Source organism: Phenylobacterium aquaticum (assembly GCF_947378715.1).
Taxonomy (GTDB): Bacteria; Pseudomonadota; Alphaproteobacteria; order Caulobacterales; family Caulobacteraceae; genus Phenylobacterium; species Phenylobacterium aquaticum_A.
Map to the genome: position 1 here is coordinate 1 of NZ_CANCLE010000033.1, position 17,271 is coordinate 17,271.

Here is a 17,271-nt window from a genome sequence, read left to right on the forward strand (position 1 = left end):
ACGGTCATCACCGTGGCCACGGCCAGCTGGCCGTTCTTGACCACCGGCCGCTGTTCGCCCGCGCCCACCGACAGGATCGCCCCCTGCGGCTCATTGATGATCGAGGAGAAGGCCTTGATCCCGAACATGCCGAGGTTTGAGATCGAGAAGGTTCCGCCCTGGAACTCCTCGGGCTTCAGCTTGCGGGCCCGCGCCCGGGCGGCCAGGTCCTTGGCCTCGGTCGCGATCTGGGCCAGCCCCTTGGTCTCCGCCGCCCGGATGATCGGGGTGATCAGACCGCCGTCCAGGGCCACCGCCATGGCGATGTCCGCATGGTGGTGCATGGCTATGCCTTCCGGGGTGTAGGAGGCATTGGCTTCAGGCGCCTGGCGAAGCGCGATGGCCGCGGCCTTGATCACCAGATCATTGACGCTGACCTTGACGCCCTGGCTCTCCAGCATGGCGTTGATCTTCACCCGGCCGGCCAGCAGGGCGTCGATCTCCAGGTCCAGCGTCAGCGGGAAGTGCGGCACATCGCGGAAGCTCTCGGTGAGCCGGCGCGCCACGGTCCTGCGCATGCCGTCCAGCGGGATCAGGTCGTATGAGCCGTCGGGGATGCCCATCTGGGCCAGGCTCAGCACCTGGCGCGGGGCGGCCGGGGCCGAGGTCGCGCCGCCTGACGCGGCCGGCGCGGGACGGGGCGCGCCCGGCGCGGCGGTCTCGACATCGCGCTTGATGATCCGGCCATGCGGGCCTGAGCCCGTCACCGCCGCCAGATCCAGCCCCTTCTGCTGGGCGATCCGCCGGGCGAGCGGCGAGGCGAAGACGCGCTGACCCCCTCCGTCGCGCTTCGCTTCGCTCACCGCGCCACCTCCCCCAGAGAGGGAGGAACCAGGCGCAGCGGACGCAGCGACGGCGGGAGCAGGTTGCTCCGGGGGAGCTGGCGGCCTAGCCGCCTGAGGGAGACTTTGACTCGGGGCCGGCGCAGAAGCCACCTCGACCTCTCCGCTCAGCCGCGCGATCGGGGTGTTGACCTTCACGCCCTCGGTCCCCTCCGGAACCAGCACGTCCTCGACTACGCCCTCGTCGACCGCCTCGACCTCCATGGTCGCCTTGTCGGTCTCGATCTCCGCGATCACGTCGCCCGACTTCACCACGTCGCCTTTCTTTACATGCCACTTGGCGAGCGTCCCCTCCTCCATGGTCGGCGACAGGGCGGGCATCAGGACATCAATGGACATGGTCAGACCGGATCGATCAGGGCGGAGGCGGCCGCGTCGAGGATGGCCTCGGCGTCGAGGCGATAGGCGCGGTAGAGATCCGGCACGTCGCCGGACTGGCCGAAGTGGTCGAGGCCGAGCGGCGCGACCCGGTGGCCGCGCACCCCGCCCAGCCAGGACAGGGTGGCGGGCGGCCCATCTATGACCGTCGCCAGACCCGCGCCCGGCGCGAGGCGCCCAAGCAGGCGTTCCACATGGGCCACGACCCGATCCCCCCTCGCCCGGGCGGTCAGCGCCTGGGACCAGCCGCGATGCAGGCGGTCCGGGCTGGTCACCGCCAGCAGCCCCGCGCCCGGCAGGTCCTCGCGGATCTGTTCGAAAGCCTCCAGCGCCTCGGGGGCGACCGCGCCGGTATAGACGATGGCGAACTCCGCGCCCGGCTCCGGCTCCACCTGCCAATAGGCGCCGGCCAACACCGCCTCGATCTGGCTGGCGCTGAGCGTGCGCTCCACCTGATCCAGAGCTCGCGTCGAGAGCCGCAGATAGATCGAGCCGCCGTCCGGGGTCTGCATATGCTCGAAACCCCAGCGCATGATCTCGACCAGCTCGTCGACATAGGCCGGCTCGAAATAGCTGAGCTTGTCCTGGGCCATGCCGATCAGGGGGGTGTGAATCGACTGGTGCGCCCCGCCCTCCGGCGCGAGCGTCAGGCCCGACGGCGTGGCCACCAGCATGAAGCGGGCGTCCTGGTAGCAGGCGTAGTTGAGCGCATCGAGGCCGCGATTGATGAAGGGGTCATAGACCGTGCCGATCGGGATCAGCCGCTCGCCGAACAGGTCGCCGGCCAGGCCCAGGGCGCCCAGGATCAGGAACAGGTTGTTCTCGGCTATGCCCAGCTCGATGTGCTGGCCCTGCGGCCCCATCGCCCATTTCTGGGGCGAGGCGATCTTGCTGTCCTTGAACTGGTCGGCGCGCAGCTCGCGGGCGAACAGGCCGCGCTGGTTCACGAAGCCGCCCAGATTGGTCGAGACTGTCACGTCGGGCGAAGTGGTCACCATGGCGTCCGCCAGGGGGCCGCCGAGACGGGCCAGATCGTTCAGCACCTTGCCAAAGGCGACCTGGGTGGACTGGCGTCCGGTGGGTCTCGGGAAGCTCGCGGCGTCGGGAACCGGGATGACCGGCGCGGGGTGGCGATCCCTTGGCCGGGCCTGGAAGGCCGTGTTGTCGAGATAGCGGCGATACTCCGCCTCGGCGCGCGGCAGACCTTCGAAGGCCTCCCACTCCCGGCCGTGCTCGACCCCCATGCGGGCCCGAAAGGCCTCCATCTGGGTGGGGGTCATCAGGCCGGAATGGTTGTCCTTGTGGCCCTGGAACGGCAGGCCGAAGCCCTTGATCGTATAGGCGATGAACAGCTTCGGACGGGTGTCGTCGACCGACTGGAAGGTCTCCAGCAAGAGGTCGAGGTCGTGGCCGCCGAGATTGGTCATCAGGGCGGTGAGTTCGTCGTCGTCATAGCCGGCGATCAGGGCCAGCACCGCCGGGCGCTTGGCGAAGTCCGCCTCCAGCCGGGCCCGCCAGGCCGCGCCGCCCTGGAAACTCAGCGCCGCGAACAGGTCGTTGGGACATTCGTCGATCCACTCGCGCAGGGCCTCGCCGCCTGGCAGCTTGAAGGCCGCCTGCAGCTTGCGGCCGTACTTCAGGGTGATGACGTCCCAGCCCATGGTCGCGAACACATCGGCGAAGCGCAGGAACATCCGGTCCCAGGTGGTCGCGTCCAGGCTCTGGCGATTGTAGTCGACGATCCACCAGGTATTGCGCAGGTCGTGCTTGGAGCCTTCGATCAGGCATTCATAGATGTTGCCCTCGTCGAGCTCCGCGTCGCCGAGCAACGAGATCATCCGGCCCGTGCGCCCCGGCTCCATGCGGCCATGGGCCAGCATGTAGTCCTGCACGATCGAGGAGAAGGCGGTCATGGCGACGCCGAGGCCAACCGAGCCGGTCGAGAAGTCGACGTCGTCCTTGTCCTTGGTCCGCGAGGGATAGGACTGGGCGCCGCCAAAGCTGCGGAAGTTCTGGATCTGGTCGAGGCTCTGGCGGCCATAGAGATACTGGATGGCGTGGAACACAGGGCTGGCGTGCGGCTTGACCGCCACCCGATCTTCCGGCCGCAGCACCGAAAAATAGAGCGCCGACATGATGGTGGCGATCGAGGCGCAGGACGCCTGATGCCCGCCCACCTTCAGCCCGTCGCGGCTTTCGCGCAGGTGGTTGGCGTTGTGGATCGTCCAGGCCGACAGCCAGTGCACCTTGCGGTCCAGCTCAGCGATCAGGGTGGTGTCGTCATTGACGCGCGCGGACGCGGAGAGGGTGTTGGCGACCATGGCAGTCTCCTAAACGGGCCCCGACACCGGGGTCCACCCACGGGAGAGGCGCCAATCGGCGGGCAGATCGGCGAAGCGATCGATCCCGAACTTGTCGATGTCGGTGAAGGTGCAGCGGCCCTCCAGCACCAGGTCGCAGATGGCGTGGCCGCTGGCAGGCGACAGGCCAAAGCCCACCCCCGACATCGAGGCCAGCACCACATTGTCCGGGGCCTTCAGCCGGTCGAGGATCGGGCGGCCGTCGGGCGTCGTCTCGATCACCCCGGCCCAGCTGCGGATCACCCGCAGATGCTCGGCCTTGGGCAGCAGCTCTGCGACCCGCCTGGCGAGGTTGCGCATCAGGGGCGTGGTCGGCCGGGCGCTGGGACCCGCCTCGCCTACCTCGATCCATTCGTGCGGCCCACCGCCATAGGCGAGGTTGCCGCGTAGGGTCTGGCGGCCATAGAGGCCGTTGCCGTCCACCCCGCCGATCGGCATCAGCGGGGCGGGCTCGGTGACGATCATCTCCGCCCGGGCCGGGGCCATGGGCGCGAAGGCGCCGAGCTGGGCGGCCAGGCCCTCGGTCTGCGGGCCGGCGGCGATCACCAGGGCGTCGCAGCCCAGGGTCCCGCGGCTGGTGACCACGGCCGTGACCTTGCCGCCGGCGGTCTCGAAGCCGCTGACCTGGGCGTTCTGGAGGAGGCGGCCGCCGTGGTCCTGCATCGCCCAGCCATAGGCCTGGACCGTCCGCTGGGGATTGGCCTGGCCGCCGAACTTCAGATGGATGCCGCCCAGGATCCTGTCGCTGACCAGGGGCGCCATCTCCAAGGCCTGCTTCACATCCAGGTGCTCGGCCGTGTAGCCGAGCTCGTTAAACATGGCGGCCATGTAGTGGTAGTGGGTCAGCTGGGCGTCAGTCAGGGCGACGATCACCCGCTCGCGGCGATATTCGGTGGGATAGCCGAGCAGCTCGTCCATCAGCGGCCACATGCGCTGTTCCTCGGCGAACAGCGGGCTGTGATAGTGCGAGGCGCCGCCGCCATTGCGGCTCGAGGCCTCGTAGCCGATCACGCCCTTGTCGACGACAACCACGTCGCAGCCGGCCCGGGCCAGCTGCCAGCCGGCGCTGAGGCCCGTCACCCCGCCGCCGACGATCACCACCGAGGCGCCCTTGGAAGGGGTCATGTCCCAGCCCTCAGAGGTGCATGTCGCCGCCGAGGATGGCGATGTGCATCGCCGCCCGCTCGGTGCCGATATCGCGATAGGGAATCCATTGCTCGGGAATGCCGAACCAGACGTCCCAGCCGGCGCCCATCTCAGCGGCCTCGCCCCAGTCGGCCAGGACCTTCAGCGGCAGGGGCCGGACCGGCGCGCGGAACCCGGCCAGGGGGATCGCGCCCGCCGGGGACTGGGTCGCCGCCGTCAGGATCAGGGCGACCTGCTCACGACAGCGCCTGGCCTGGCAGGCGCCCATGCAGGCGCGGGTCAGGCGCTTGATCTGGTCCTGGTTGACCGGGCCATCAGCGGTCAGGCTGTGGATGTCGCGGGCGGCCAGACGCTCGGGGCGATCAAGATAGCGCGGGGGCTGGACGCCGAGCAGGTCGCCGCGCGTCACCTCCTCGCACTGGCAGACCATGACCGCGTCGGAGCCGACGCTCATCAGGGCCCGGGTCCAGGCCAGCTGATAGGCGATGGCGTCGATCGACGGGGCCGGGGCTGCGGGCTCGAAGGCCGCGCCAAGGGCGGCGCGGGCGGCGGCTTCGCCCTGGGCGGCGGCCCGGGCGATTCCGGCTTCGCCGGCGCCGGCCAGGCCGGCGGCGTCGCCACTGACGTAGACATGGACGAGGGAGGTTCGGACGGCGTCGGTCACGACCGGGACATGGCCGCCACGGCCCGGATCCATGGTCAGGGCCCCGCCCAGGACGTTCAGCAGTTCGATGGCCGGGGCGAGGCCGATGGCCAGGCAGACCGTGTCGCAATCGAGGGTCCGGACCGGGCCGCCGACCGGACCGATCTCGACCCGCTCGACCCCGTCCAGGCCGCCGAGGGCGCGGTGGATCACCTGGCCCGTCAGGAATTCAACACCCTGATTTTTAAGTGTTTCCACACGGTCGGGGGCGCCTTGGATCTCATCGAGCGCCTCGACAATCGCCACGACGTCGAGGCCGCGCGCCAGGGCGCGGCGGGCGGTGTCGAGGGCCAGGTCGCCGGAGCCGAGGATGACGATGCGGCGGCCGGCAAAGGCGTCGTAGCGGTCCAGCAGGGCGGCCAGGCCGTTGGCGCCCATGACGCCGGGCTGGTCCCAGCCGGGGAAGGATAGCGCGATGTCACGGGCCCCGGTGGCGAGGATCAGCGACTTGAAGCCGACCAGCCAGGCGCGGTCCTCATCGGCCAGGCCGACCATGGGTTCCGGCAGGGTTCCGACGCCCGGGCCATTGACGAAGGCGCCCCAGGCGCAGGTGGCGAGTGCGATCTCGACGCCCAGCTCCATGGCGGTCTCGAGGTCGGGATTGGCGGCGAAGACCTGCTCGATCATGCGGGCCTGGCGCTGCACCGCCGAGGTCATGCGGCCACCGAAATAGAGCGGGGTGTCGAGCCCCATCAGGCCGGCGGAGACCGGGTTCTCATCGACCAGCAGCACCTGGGCGCCCAGCTTGGCGGCAGCGATGGCGGCGGCGGTCCCGGCCGGGCCGGCCCCGATCACCAGCACTTCGACGGTGCGCTCGGGACGCGGCAGCTTGCCGTTCAGGGCGTGCGGGTCGACGGCGCTCATCAGACCGCCTCCAGCGCCTGTTCCAGGTCGGCGATCAGGTCGTCGGGATGCTCCAGCCCGACCGACAGGCGCATGGTCCCATCATCAATGCCGGAAGCCTCGCGCTCGGCCCTGGGCACGGCGTAGTGGGTGGTGGTGGCCGGGTGGCAGATCAGGGTCTCGGTGCCGCCCAGGCTGACCGCCAGGCGCAAGACCCGCAGCCGGTCGAGGAAGCGGAAGCACTCGGCCTCTCCGCCCTTCAGCCGCACGGAAAAGGTCGAGCCGGTCCCCCGGCACTGGCGGGCCAGGAGGGCGATCGCCTCGGGTTCGTCGCGGAAGCCGACATAGGTGACGCCGCGCACCTTGGGATGGTCGCGCAGATAGGTCGCGATCTTGAGCGCGTTATCGCAGGCCCGCGCCGTGCGCACCGGCAGGGTCTCGAAGGAGCGCAGCAGCAGCCAGGCGGTCTGGGCGTCGAGGTGGGCGCCCTTGAGGGTTCGCAGGGCCTTGAGCTGCTTGATCAGCTCGGCCGAACCCGAGACGCCGCCGGCCAGCAGATCGGAATGACCGGCGCAATATTTGGTCAGCGAGGTCATGCAGAGGTCGGCGCCCTGCGCCAGCGGCGACTGCAGCAGCGGACCCAGGAAGGTGTTGTCCACGGCGACGATCGGCCTGCGGCCCTGGCGGTCGCCCAGCGCCTTGGCGAGGCGGACGACGAGAGCGATATCGACCAGGGCGGCGGTCGGGTTGGCCGGGGACTCCAGCCAGATCACGCTGACCGGGCCGGACGCCGCGGCTTCGTCCAGGGCGACCTGGATCGAGGCCTCGCTGAGGCCGTCGAGGAAGGCGAAGGCCTTGACCCCGAAATCTGACAGCACGTTGTGGATCAGGTTGTCGGCGCCGCCATAGAAGGGCCGGCTGTGGACCACGCTGTCGCCGGGACGCACCAGGGCGAACAGGGTGGTGGAGATCGCCGCCATGCCACTGTTGAAGGCGGCTGTGTCCTCGGCCCCGTCCAACGCCGCCAGCCGCGCCTCGACCATGGTCAGGTTCGGGTGGCCGAGCCGGCCGTAGATATAGGCCTGCGGCTCGCCAGCCAGGCGCTTGGCCCCCTCCGACTCCGGCCCATCGAAGAACTGCTCGTGGATGTCCTTGGCCTGCTGGGCCGAGCGGTAGACGAAGGTCGAGGTGGCGTAGATCGGCGGCTTGGCCGCCCCCTGCCCCGACTGGGGATCATAGCCGTGGCTGATGGCCAGGGTCTCGAGATGCAGTCCGGGCTTGTCGCTCATGCCGGTTCGACCTCGTCGATGAAGGTTTGCGCGCTCGCGCAGTACCAGTCGACGAAGCGGATCAACAGGGCCTCGGCGTCGGGGGAATAGGGACCCGGCTGGTAGCCCAGGGAATTGACGCCGCGCTGGTTGTTCTCGGCCAGGTCGCGGTCCTGGAGATTGGTCTTCTCCCAGAGCGCGGTGAGGCGCTCCAGATCGTAGTCGACGCCCTCGACCGCGTCCTTGTGGACCAGCCACTTGGCGGTCACGACGGTCTCATGCGGGCCGGTGGGCATGCAGGTGAAGATGAAGACGAAGTCGCCGGTGGCATGGCAGAAATTGTTCGGCTCCAGCGCCCAGCGCAGGGAGCCGATGTCGCCGTCGCCGGTCTCGCACATCAGCCTGTCGACCGAGCGCTGGCCGTCCAGGGTCATGGACACGCAGCCCTCATTGAGCGGGAAGCGCACCGCCTGCCACCAGTCGCCCTCGACCTCGTCGGAGGGCAGGCCGAGCGCCCTCATGCGGGCGTAGAAGGCGTCGGCGTGCTGGTCCGCGCCATAGTCGAAATGGGCGGAGGCCCCGGTCGGGAAGGTGACCGACAACTCCGGGTGCGCGCCGGGACAATGGTAGCACTCCCGCGCGTTCTCCATGACCAGCTTCCAGTTGGCCTTCTCGACCAGGGTGCTGGTGTGGGCGAGCTTGGCGTTGGCCAGGTCGTGGGGCGCCAGCAGCGGCGCGAAGGCCGCGCGGAAAGGGGCGAAGTCCGGCGGGTCGTCGGCCAGGCAGATATAGATGATCCCGGCCAGGGTCTCGATGGCGATCGGCTTCAGAGCATAGTCCGAGACGTCAAAATCGTCGGGCATGCGGCCGGCATGGACCAGCTCGCCGGACAGCTCATAGGTCCAGCGGTGATAGGGGCAGACCAGGCGCGCGGTCGTTCCGTGGCCGGAGCAGACGGGGGCGCCGCGATGGCGGCAGGAATTGTGGAAGGCGCGCAGGGTCCCCGTGCGGTCGCGCAACACCAGCACCGGCCATTGGCCGACTTCGAGGGTCAGGTAGCTGCCGGGCTTGGGAAGTTCGACCTCGGCGCCGACCAGCAGCCAGGTGCGGGCGAAGATCGCCTTCATGTCGAAGTCATGGACGGCCGGGTCGTTATAGAGCCCCTGCGGCAGACTGTGGCCGGGTCGACGGGCCGCCAACATGCTTCTGATGGCGCTCAGATCGCTCATAAACCCTCCTGTCCGAGCGTCGAAAGATGCCACGAAGCGACAGTCGCGCCGCATCGCATTTCCTCATACGGGCATTCCATAATCTGCCCCTTCTCGCGAGGCCTCGCGGGCGCCAAGGTCAGCCGTTCCGGAAACGGAGCGATTGCTGGCGGAGGACGCATGCCAAGCGACACGAAGGCCACGCCGATCAACCGGCGCTGGCTGCCCCTGAACGCCCTGCGCGCCTTCGACGCGGTGGGCCAGAACCTCAGCTTCACGGCCGGCGCCCAGGCGCTGCACGTGTCGCAGAGCGCATTGAGCCGCCACGTCATCAGCCTGGAGGACCTGCTGGGTCGCCAGTTGCTGGACCGGCGGCCGCATCGCCTGGCCCTGACCGAAGCCGGCGCGGCGCTGTTGCCGGTGGTGCGCAAATCCTTCGACCGGCTGGAGCAGGCGCTGAACGCGGTGCGCAGCGGCGACACCGGCGGCCGGACCCTGCGGGTGCACATGCCGCCGTCGCTGCTGCAGCAGATGGCCCTGCCCATGCTGCGCGATTTCCGCCGCGAGTTTCCCGACGTGCTGCTGGATGTCTCCTCCAGCCATGTGACCGGCCTGCCGCGCGAGGATCTGGACGTCGCCATCGTCTATGACCGGCCGTCGGTCGACGACCGGGTCACCGACTTGCTGTGGATGGTGCGGGTCTCGCCGGTCTGTTCGCCGGAGGTGGCGGCCCAGATCGAGGGGCGAGGCATCGCCGCCTTCCTGGCCGCCAATGAGCTGCTGCATGTCAAGCTGGAGAGCGAGCCGCGCGGCCTCTTGTGGGGCATGTTCGCCCGCCAGTTCGGCCTGGAGGTCGACACCGACCGGGGCCTGGCCTTCGACACCGCCATATCGGCTGTCCACTACGCCATGTCCGGCGGCGGGGTGGCCCTGGCCGACATCGACATGTTCGCCCAGGAGATCGCCGACGGAAAACTGGTGCGGCCCTTCGAGACGATGATGGAGGACGGCTACGGCTATTATCTGAAGTTCCACGCCGAGGACCTGGGCGACCCGGCGATCGCCCTGTTCAGGAGCTGGGTGCTCGGCCGGTTCGCGGCGGCGACCGGGCGGGCGGTGGCGGAGATGCTGGATATCTGAGGGGAGCTAGGAGGGTGGCGAACTGTCCTAGCGATGGGTCGGCAAGGGGGCTTGCGACCGAACGCAGAAGCCCCCGCCTTTGGGGCCCGCGCCAACACAGCCCCATCCCGGACCAAATCCCAGGGCTGTCGAACGCTTAAGAGTACGCGGCACTGCCCAGATCATAAAACTGAACAAAAACGGCAAGAAGGCCACGACAGCCAGCCCTTCCAAGAACCTAAGCATTTTGCTTTGGAGTTCTTCCGCACCTGGACTGGCATCATCATCGAACGCAAAGCGGGGTCTCATCAAGTCAGAACCGCCGTACCGGGAGTAGTGTCACCGCCAAAGTCCGCCGAGGACAGACTGGCCGGAGACTCCCTTGAGTCCCGACCCTCCATTTGATCAGCGGCGATGGAAACGTGCCCTCGCCCCGCTTGCGGGGAGAGGGTTGGGTGAGGGGTCCTTGCTGAGGCGCCGCGCCGGCTGAATCGACGCAAGACGCTCCGCTTCGCGGCGCGCGCCTCACCCTGCCCTCTCCCCATTTCATGGGGCGAGGGTTCCTAGGTTGCTCTCCTGCTGGGGAAGCTGGCCTCAAGCCTCGCGCCAGCGGGCCGGATTGACGCCGGCGATCAGCAGCCAGAGCGCCAGGCTGGATTCAGCCACGAAGCCGGGCAGCAGGGTCCAGGGGAACAGGCGGGCGGCGAGGCTGGGCGCCAAGAAGCCGATGAAGCTGTTGGCGATGTAGCAGGCGCCGGCGACGGCCAGGGCCGCGCCCAGCAGCCTGGGCAAATAGGTCGAGCGGGCGATCAGCAGACCGACCAGGACCAGGTGGACGCCGAACAGCACCAGGGCCACGTCGAAGCCGGCCGCGTGCAGGCGGAGGGAATAGCTCACCAGGGACTGGATCTGCGCCGCCTCGATTGCGGACTTGCTGGCGAAATCGCCGAGCAGCAGCAGGGGCGCCACCAGGAAGGCCGCGCTGGCCGCCATGGCCGCCGCATAGGCCAGTCTGAAGGCGGCGGCGGTGAGCGACGCGGTGCGGTTCACCGGCGCGAGCAGGACGAAGAGCAGGGCGGCGACGGCGACATCGCACAGGGTGGTCGAGACATTGGCCGCCACGCCCCAGCGCCAAAGCCCTTCTGACGCGGCGATGTTCCGGACCGTGGCGGCGGGGTCGCCGGAAACGATCAGCCGGCTTCGCACGAACGCCTCGGAGAACATCGCGGCCACGATGATGTAGAGGTAGAGAAGCCCGGTCAGCCGCGCGAGCGCGCGCGGTGAAGGTCTTTCAGCCAGGTCCGCCATCTTCGCCCCCGCGACCGTCTCGGCAAGGCGCTCGCCCTGCCCGCTGGCAGCCTAGGATGGAAGCGGCGCGATGCCGCCTGAATTAAAGTTCATGTCAGGGCGCGGGCGGCAGGTGGTGCAGTTCCAGGCCGAGGGCATGGTTCTTGGGGAAGCCTTTCCAGGTCGCGCCTAGGCCGCCGGGGCTGAAGGGGGCGTAGCCGGTCGGGCCGGGCGTGGGCCATTTGGCGTCGTTCGACTGGACGGTGTCGGGGGTCAGATAGGCCAGACGGCTGGTGTCGCCCTTCACATAGGCGTCGAGGAAGGCGGTGATCATGTGCTGGTTGATGGCCATGACGCGGTCGTGGCGCCAGACCGGATCCTCGAACCAGTCCATGTCCCAGACCGCACCGCGCATGGTCGGCGGGGCGCCGTTCATGCCGATGGCGTGGCCGCCGTTCTGGAAGACCAGCAGGTAGCGGTCGGCGTGGATCGCGCGCTCGAACACCGGCTTGATCCCGCCGGCGAAGCCCACAGTGCGGTCGCGGTCGCCGCCGATCACCAGCAAGGGCGCAGTGACGCCGGAGAGGCCGTCCTGGCCCCAGGCGTTGAAGCTGACCCCGGCCGGGGCGATGGCGACCACGGCCTTGACGTCCGGAATGTTGAGGGAGGCGGCCTTGGCGCCGCCTCGGGCGTAGGGGTTCATCACACCGCCGGGCACGAGATTGACCGCGCCCTTGGGATCGAGGCCCGCGCCGGCGTCGGTGAGCACCCCATATCCGCCCATGGAATAGCCGATCAGCACGGTATGGCTGGGGTCGGCGGCGGCGAGGCCGGGCGCCCCCGCCTTGGCGGCTGCGCGGGCCTGGGCGGCGACGAAGGCGATGTCGGGCGGCCGGCGCATCAGCGGGCCGGGGAAGCCCGCCGCGTCCCCGAAGTCCGGATCGCGGTGACGGGGGGCGACCACCACATAGCCCTTGGAGGCCAGGTTCTCAGCGAGCCAGCTCATGCCGGCGGTGGCGCCGCCATAGCCGTGGGAAAGGATGACGAGGGGAAAGGCGCCCGCCACCTCGGGGGCGTCGCGGACGGCGATCCCCGGCACAGTGAAGCCGACCGGCGGCCGGGGCGGCTCGGCCGCCAGGGCGTCGGCATAGACGACGGGCTTGGAGTGGGGTCGGGGCCTGGCCGGGTACCAGATCTCGACCGTGAGCTGGCGGGCGATGAGTGGGACCGAGCCCTTGGCCTTGTCATAGGCCAGCACGTCGGGCTGGGCGGCTTGAGTCCAGGTCACGGTGCGCACGCCGACCGCGTGGGGACCGAGCCGGGCCAGTTCAGGCGCATCGACACCAGGGACGCTGGGCGGGGGTTCGGCCAGGGCCGGGGTCGCCAGGAACAGGAAGGCGGCGAAGAGGAGACCTGGGCGGGGCAAGGGGCGGCTCTCCACGTCGGCGCGGCGGGACCATATCACACTTCCTTCCTCGCGGACGGCGCGGGAGAAGGGCCTGGAATGGAGTGGGCGGAGCGCCTTTCGACGCCCCAGGCCCCGACAGAAAGGGAGTGAGCGCGGTGTTCGAGAACACCGCGAGCCCCTCTTAAAAGGGAGTGGACGCGGTGTTCGAGAACACCGCGTCCGGGGGATTCTAGCCTAGCTCTCGGGTCGGACTAGAAGGTGGCCTTCAGGCGCACGCCGATCGTCCGGGGACGGGCGTAGGTGTAGCGGTCGCCCGCCTGATAGATCTTGTAATAGGTGGCCCGGCCGACGCCGGTGACCTTGGCGCCATCGGTCAGGTTGTTGCCGTAGATGCCGATCTCGTAGCGCCCGATGTCATAGGCGAGCGAGGCGCTGACGTTCTCTGACGACGGGATGATCGCGAAGGTGCCGCTGGCCCCGGTCTTGGTCAGGACGCCGTTCTTGATGGTGGTCGCGGAGCTGTCGAAGGTGGTCTGCTCCTCGCCACGATACTGGTAGCTGGCCTGGGCGTGCAGGGTCCCGTCGCCGACCGGCCGGTCGAAGAAGAAGGCCGCCGTGGCGGTCCACTTGGGGAAGTAGGGCGTGCGGTCGCCGTCGAAGGCGCCGACATTGGGGATGTTCCCGTTGGCCTTGGAGTCGTTGTAGCCGGTGCTGCCCGAGAAGGTCAGTTCCGGCGTGATCTTGAAGGAGGATTCGAGCTCCAGGCCCTTGCTGGTGATCGCGCCCTTGTTGGACGTGAAGAAGTACGAGCAGTTCAGCAGCAGGCGGGTCTGGACGTCCTGCCAGTCGACGTAATAGGCGTCGGCGTTCAGGGTCAGGCGGCCCCCGGCCAGCTTGGCCTTTTCACCGACCGCGTAGTTCCACAGGTGGTCGGGGCCGAAGGTGAGCGGGGCGGCGGAGTAGCCATAGGACGCCAGGTTTTGGGTGCACTGGCCGGCCACGCCTGACGTGCCAAGCGGAACCGGCTGGTTGGCGCCGCCATAGCGGAAGCCCTTAGCGGCCTCGGCATAGACCATGAGGTCGTCATTGACGTGATAGGCGACATTGACCCGCGGGTTGAAGCCGTTGGACTTCTGCTTGGCGTTGAGGGTCAGGGGCACGTGGTCGATCACCCCGTAAACCCCGCCCTCGAACAGGTAGTATTTCTCAGAGAACGAAAACCAGCGCAGGCCAACGGTCAGGTCGAGCTTCTTGGTGACGTGCCAGGTGTCGTCGGTGAAGACGGCGAACTGATGCTCTTCCTGGTTCTGCAGGCCCGAGAAGATGTCGTCCGGATTGAAGGCGCCGTCGACGGTCTTGGAATTGTACTTTCCATTGGGCGTGTTGAATGGCCCATAGAAGTAATTCATGTAGGAGAGGGTGTCGAAGCCCGGGGTCGGGATGTCCTGGTAGAGATTGCGACGCTGCTGCTCGTAGAAGGCCCCGACGGTCCACTTGATCGGGCCGTCGTTCTTGGAGACCAGCCGGATCTCCTGCATGTAGTCATGCACCTTGTTGGAGATCATGTACTTCTCGGCCGGGATTGAATTGGTCACGGCCTGGTTGTAGGTCGCCGGCTGCTTGAACAGCGGATAGGCGTTCGCGCTGGGGGTCAGGCCCGTGTAGTCCTGGAAGAAGTAGCCGATCTGCGGCTCGGGGCTGGCGTTGAAGCCGATCCGCCGCCAGGTGTAGGCGCTGGTGGAGACCAGATCGGCGAAGCCCAGATCATAGTCGAAATTGACCGAATACATCTGGAAGCTGTCGCGGGTGCCTTCCGGCGAATTGGTCGAGACCTTGTAGTCGCCCAGGCCGCTGAGGCCGGAGTTCAGGCCATAGGCGTGGCTCTGCTCGAAGGTGTAGCTGGCGTCCACGGTCAGCTTGTCGGTCGGGGTCCAACGGGCCGCGAACCGCGCCTGGGTGGTGCGGTTGAGGTTGGCGTCCTGCTTGTGGCGCAGGCCGATATTGTCGATGAAGCCGCCGTCCTCGCCCTGATAGACCGTGGCGCGGATCGCCAGCTGGTCCTTGATGATCGGCATGTTGACCATGCCGCGGATGTTGTAGCTTTCGCCGCCATGCTCGGTGGTGGCGCCGCCCGCCTCCATCGACCCGAAGAAGCTCGAGGTGCTGGGCTTTGCGGTCACGAAGCGGATGGTGCCGGCCATGGAGCCCGCGCCGTAGAGCGTGCCTTGCGGTCCGCGCAGGATTTCGACGTGGTCAAGATCATAGACCTTGAGGTCGGGGGTCTGGCCCTGCAGCGAGATCGGGGTGTCGTCGAGATAGACGGCGACCAGGGAGCGGTCGGAGGTGTCGGAGCTGGCGTAGCCGCCGGTGGTCAGGCCGCGCATGTCGAACTTGTTGTAGCCCGGCGCGCCCTCGGTGATCGACAGCGACGGCGTGAACTTGGCGAGGTCGGAGAGATTGCCCTGGCCGGCCTTGGTGATCTGGTCGACGCTGACCGCCGAGATCGCCATGGCGACGTTCTGCAGGGACTCGGCGCCGGAGCGGTTGGCGGTGACCACCACCTCTTCAAGCTCGGTCCCGCTCTTGGCGTCCGCCGCCCAGGCCGAGCCGCAGCTCATGGCTGCGGCGCTGGCGCCGGAAGCGAGAAGAAGCGCCAGCTTGCGCACGCCTTGACCTTGGCGCAGCACGTTTCCATTCGATAAGTTCACTTCAGTCCCCCTCGTTGACAATAGAACCCGTGCGTCTGACGCGGCGGGCGCAGCCATTATTTGTGTCGACTTGCGGGACGCTGCGTTTGAGGCGACCCGATACATAATTTCGTCATGCAGGTTCGCCCCCGGCTCCTTAACCGGGAAGCAGAATTTCGATATGGCGGCATCCAAAAAAGGCATCCGAGGTGAATGCGCCCGACGCCTGAGGGCTCAGAGCAGGCCGGGACCGAGGGCGGCCTTGAGCGGGCCGAGCCAGGGCTCGAAGTTTTTCCACTGGTCGAGGCCATCGCGGTTGAGCGGCCGGCGAACCTGTTCGGAACTCGCGGTGCGCACGGGGCGACGGGTCTCGTGGAAGCGCAGGCAGGCGTCCTCGAAATCCAGACCGCAATAGGCCAGGAGGGCGCGGGTCTCGGCCTCCGGGTCTTCGACCAGAGCCTCATAGGAGAGGCGATGAACGCGGCCGGGCAGGACCATGTCGAGGTGGGCCATCAGGGCGGCGTAGTCGGTGTAGTAGCGGCCAAGGTCAGCGAGGTCGTAGCTGTAGGCCTGGCCCTGGGCGTAGAGCTGCTTGAAGCCGGACAGGCCGCAGGCCAGCGGGTGGCGGCGAACGTCGATGATCCTGGCCCGGGGCAGGATCAAGGCGATCAGGCCGGCATGCATGAAATTGTTGGGGAACTTGTCGGTGAACAGCGGTCGGTCCGTTCGGCGTTGGGCCGACATGCGCTGGAGATAGTCAAGACCCAGCGCCGCGAAGGCGTCCGGCGGCAGCTCAGCGAGACTGGCCGGATAGGGCCTGGGCAGGGTGGCGGCGACGGCGGTGAGGTCGGGCAGCTCGGCCGTGGCCTCGACGGCGGAATGGCTGGCCAGGATCTGCTCGACCAGGGTGGAGCCGGAGCGCGGCAGGCCGAGGATGAAGATCGGACCCTGAACCCCGCAGCCCGACCCCTGGCGTTCGGCGAAGAAGGCGGGCGTGTAGAGGTCGATCTGGGCCTGGACGAAGGCGGTGTTGGCGGCCGCGTCATAGGGCTGGCGGGCGCGGTGGCGGATGTTTCCGCAGGCGTAGTGATCGAAGGCCTCGGCGTAGCGGGCCTCGTCCTCCAGGGCCTTGCCCAGCGCGAAGTGCAGGGGCGCGCGGTCCGCCTCATCCAGGTCGACGCGGGCCAGCTGGGCGGTCATGGCGGCGAGATCGTCGGGGGCGAAGCGCCAGGTCTTGAGATTGGCCAGGCTCCACCAGGCCTCTCCGAAGTCGGGGGCCAACGCCAGGGCGCGGCGGTAGGCGGCGACGGCGTCAGTCTGGCGGCCAAGGGTCTTGAGGGCGTGGCCGTAGCTGAGCCAGAGCGGCGGCTGGTCGGGCGCCTCGACGACCAGGGCGGCGTAGTCGGCGACGGCGGCCTCAAGGTCGCCGATCTCGGCGCGCAGGCCGGCGCGATGCAGGCGGGCCTGGACCGAGCGCGGGTTCAGGGCCACGGCGCGGGACAGAGCCGCCTCGGCTTCGGTCGTGCGGCCCACGGCGCCCAGGGCCACGCCAAGCTCAAACTGGACGCCCCAGGCCTGGGGCTGGGCGGCGGCAAGCGGGGCCAGCGTCGCGATGGCCGCCGCTGCATCGCCCAGGCGGCGTTGGGCGGCGCCGATCAGCAAGCTGGTCTCAGGGCCGGGCGGCAGGGTCCGGGCGAGCGCCAGGGCGCGGGCCGGGTCGGGTCCGAGCGATCTGCGGGCGGCGTCCAGGGCGGCGGACAGGGCGATCTCCAGGCGCAAGTGAGCGGCGAACGGACAATGTGATCCCTTGACGCTCAAGCCTGCGCAATCCCCAATCCTTGCGCCAGGGCCCTTCGGACGGGCCGCGTTCTGAATATCGATGGGCGTATCTGAAAAAGGCATTGGAAGGCGTGCTCCGCGCGACCCGAGGGTGTCCGCGTTCGATCGCGACGATCGAATGACGATGGGGGGCGGCGCAGCTTG

At 68.5% G+C, this 17,271-nt stretch carries 11 protein-coding genes; 1 reads left to right on the forward strand and 10 read right to left on the reverse strand.

The annotated features are described in order from the left end of the window. The 6 genes from Q7P21_RS06590 to Q7P21_RS06615 all read right to left on the reverse strand — a co-directional run. On the reverse strand, positions 1-1,220 hold a 1,220-nt coding region (locus Q7P21_RS06590; RefSeq protein ID WP_304176299.1), incomplete at its 3' end, for a pyruvate dehydrogenase complex dihydrolipoamide acetyltransferase. Between the two features lie 2 nt (positions 1,221-1,222). Continuing rightward, positions 1,223-3,580, reverse strand: a complete 2,358-nt coding sequence (locus Q7P21_RS06595) for a transketolase (protein WP_304176301.1) — start codon at positions 3,578-3,580, stop codon at positions 1,223-1,225. A gap of 9 nt (positions 3,581-3,589) precedes the next feature. After that, positions 3,590-4,744 carry an FAD-binding oxidoreductase gene (locus tag Q7P21_RS06600; RefSeq protein ID WP_304176303.1) on the reverse strand — a complete coding sequence of 385 codons (1,155 nt, stop codon included), beginning with the start codon at positions 4,742-4,744 and terminating at the stop codon, positions 3,590-3,592. A 10-nt stretch (positions 4,745-4,754) separates the two neighbouring features. After that, a complete protein-coding gene (locus Q7P21_RS06605) occupies positions 4,755-6,332 on the reverse strand; it encodes an FAD-dependent oxidoreductase (protein WP_304176305.1) in 1,578 nt (525 codons plus the stop codon). Next, positions 6,332-7,600, reverse strand: coding sequence for a cystathionine gamma-synthase family protein (locus Q7P21_RS06610; protein ID WP_304176307.1), 1,269 nt, complete (start codon positions 7,598-7,600; stop codon positions 6,332-6,334). Before Q7P21_RS06610 ends, Q7P21_RS06605 begins: the two co-directional genes overlap by 1 nt. Next, positions 7,597-8,808 carry an aromatic ring-hydroxylating dioxygenase subunit alpha gene (locus tag Q7P21_RS06615; RefSeq protein ID WP_304176309.1) on the reverse strand — a complete coding sequence of 404 codons (1,212 nt, stop codon included), beginning with the start codon at positions 8,806-8,808 and terminating at the stop codon, positions 7,597-7,599. The genes Q7P21_RS06610 and Q7P21_RS06615 overlap by 4 nt, the downstream gene beginning before the upstream one ends. A 159-nt stretch (positions 8,809-8,967) precedes the next feature. On the opposite strand from Q7P21_RS06615, the gene Q7P21_RS06620 reads away from it, so the two are divergent. Continuing rightward, the gene (locus Q7P21_RS06620; RefSeq protein ID WP_304169410.1) at positions 8,968-9,927 is read left to right on the forward strand and encodes a LysR substrate-binding domain-containing protein; all 960 of its coding nucleotides are present in this window, start codon (positions 8,968-8,970) and stop codon (positions 9,925-9,927) included. A gap of 573 nt (positions 9,928-10,500) precedes the next feature. Here the strand turns inward: Q7P21_RS06620 and Q7P21_RS06625 are convergent. From Q7P21_RS06625 to Q7P21_RS06640, 4 genes are all read right to left on the reverse strand, one after another. Continuing rightward, complete coding sequence (locus Q7P21_RS06625; RefSeq protein WP_304169407.1) at positions 10,501-11,214, reverse strand: DUF4386 domain-containing protein; 714 nt, start codon at positions 11,212-11,214, stop codon at positions 10,501-10,503. A gap of 94 nt (positions 11,215-11,308) precedes the next feature. Next, positions 11,309-12,619, reverse strand: coding sequence for a hypothetical protein (locus tag Q7P21_RS06630; RefSeq protein WP_304176311.1), 1,311 nt, complete (start codon positions 12,617-12,619; stop codon positions 11,309-11,311). A gap of 233 nt (positions 12,620-12,852) precedes the next feature. After that, positions 12,853-15,288, reverse strand: coding sequence for a TonB-dependent receptor (locus Q7P21_RS06635; protein WP_304169402.1), 2,436 nt, complete (start codon positions 15,286-15,288; stop codon positions 12,853-12,855). A 234-nt stretch (positions 15,289-15,522) separates the two neighbouring features. Continuing rightward, positions 15,523-17,067 (reverse strand): sulfotransferase, encoded by a 1,545-nt coding sequence (locus Q7P21_RS06640; protein ID WP_304176313.1) that lies wholly within the window; start codon positions 17,065-17,067, stop codon positions 15,523-15,525. Between the last annotated feature and the right edge of the window lie 204 nt (positions 17,068-17,271).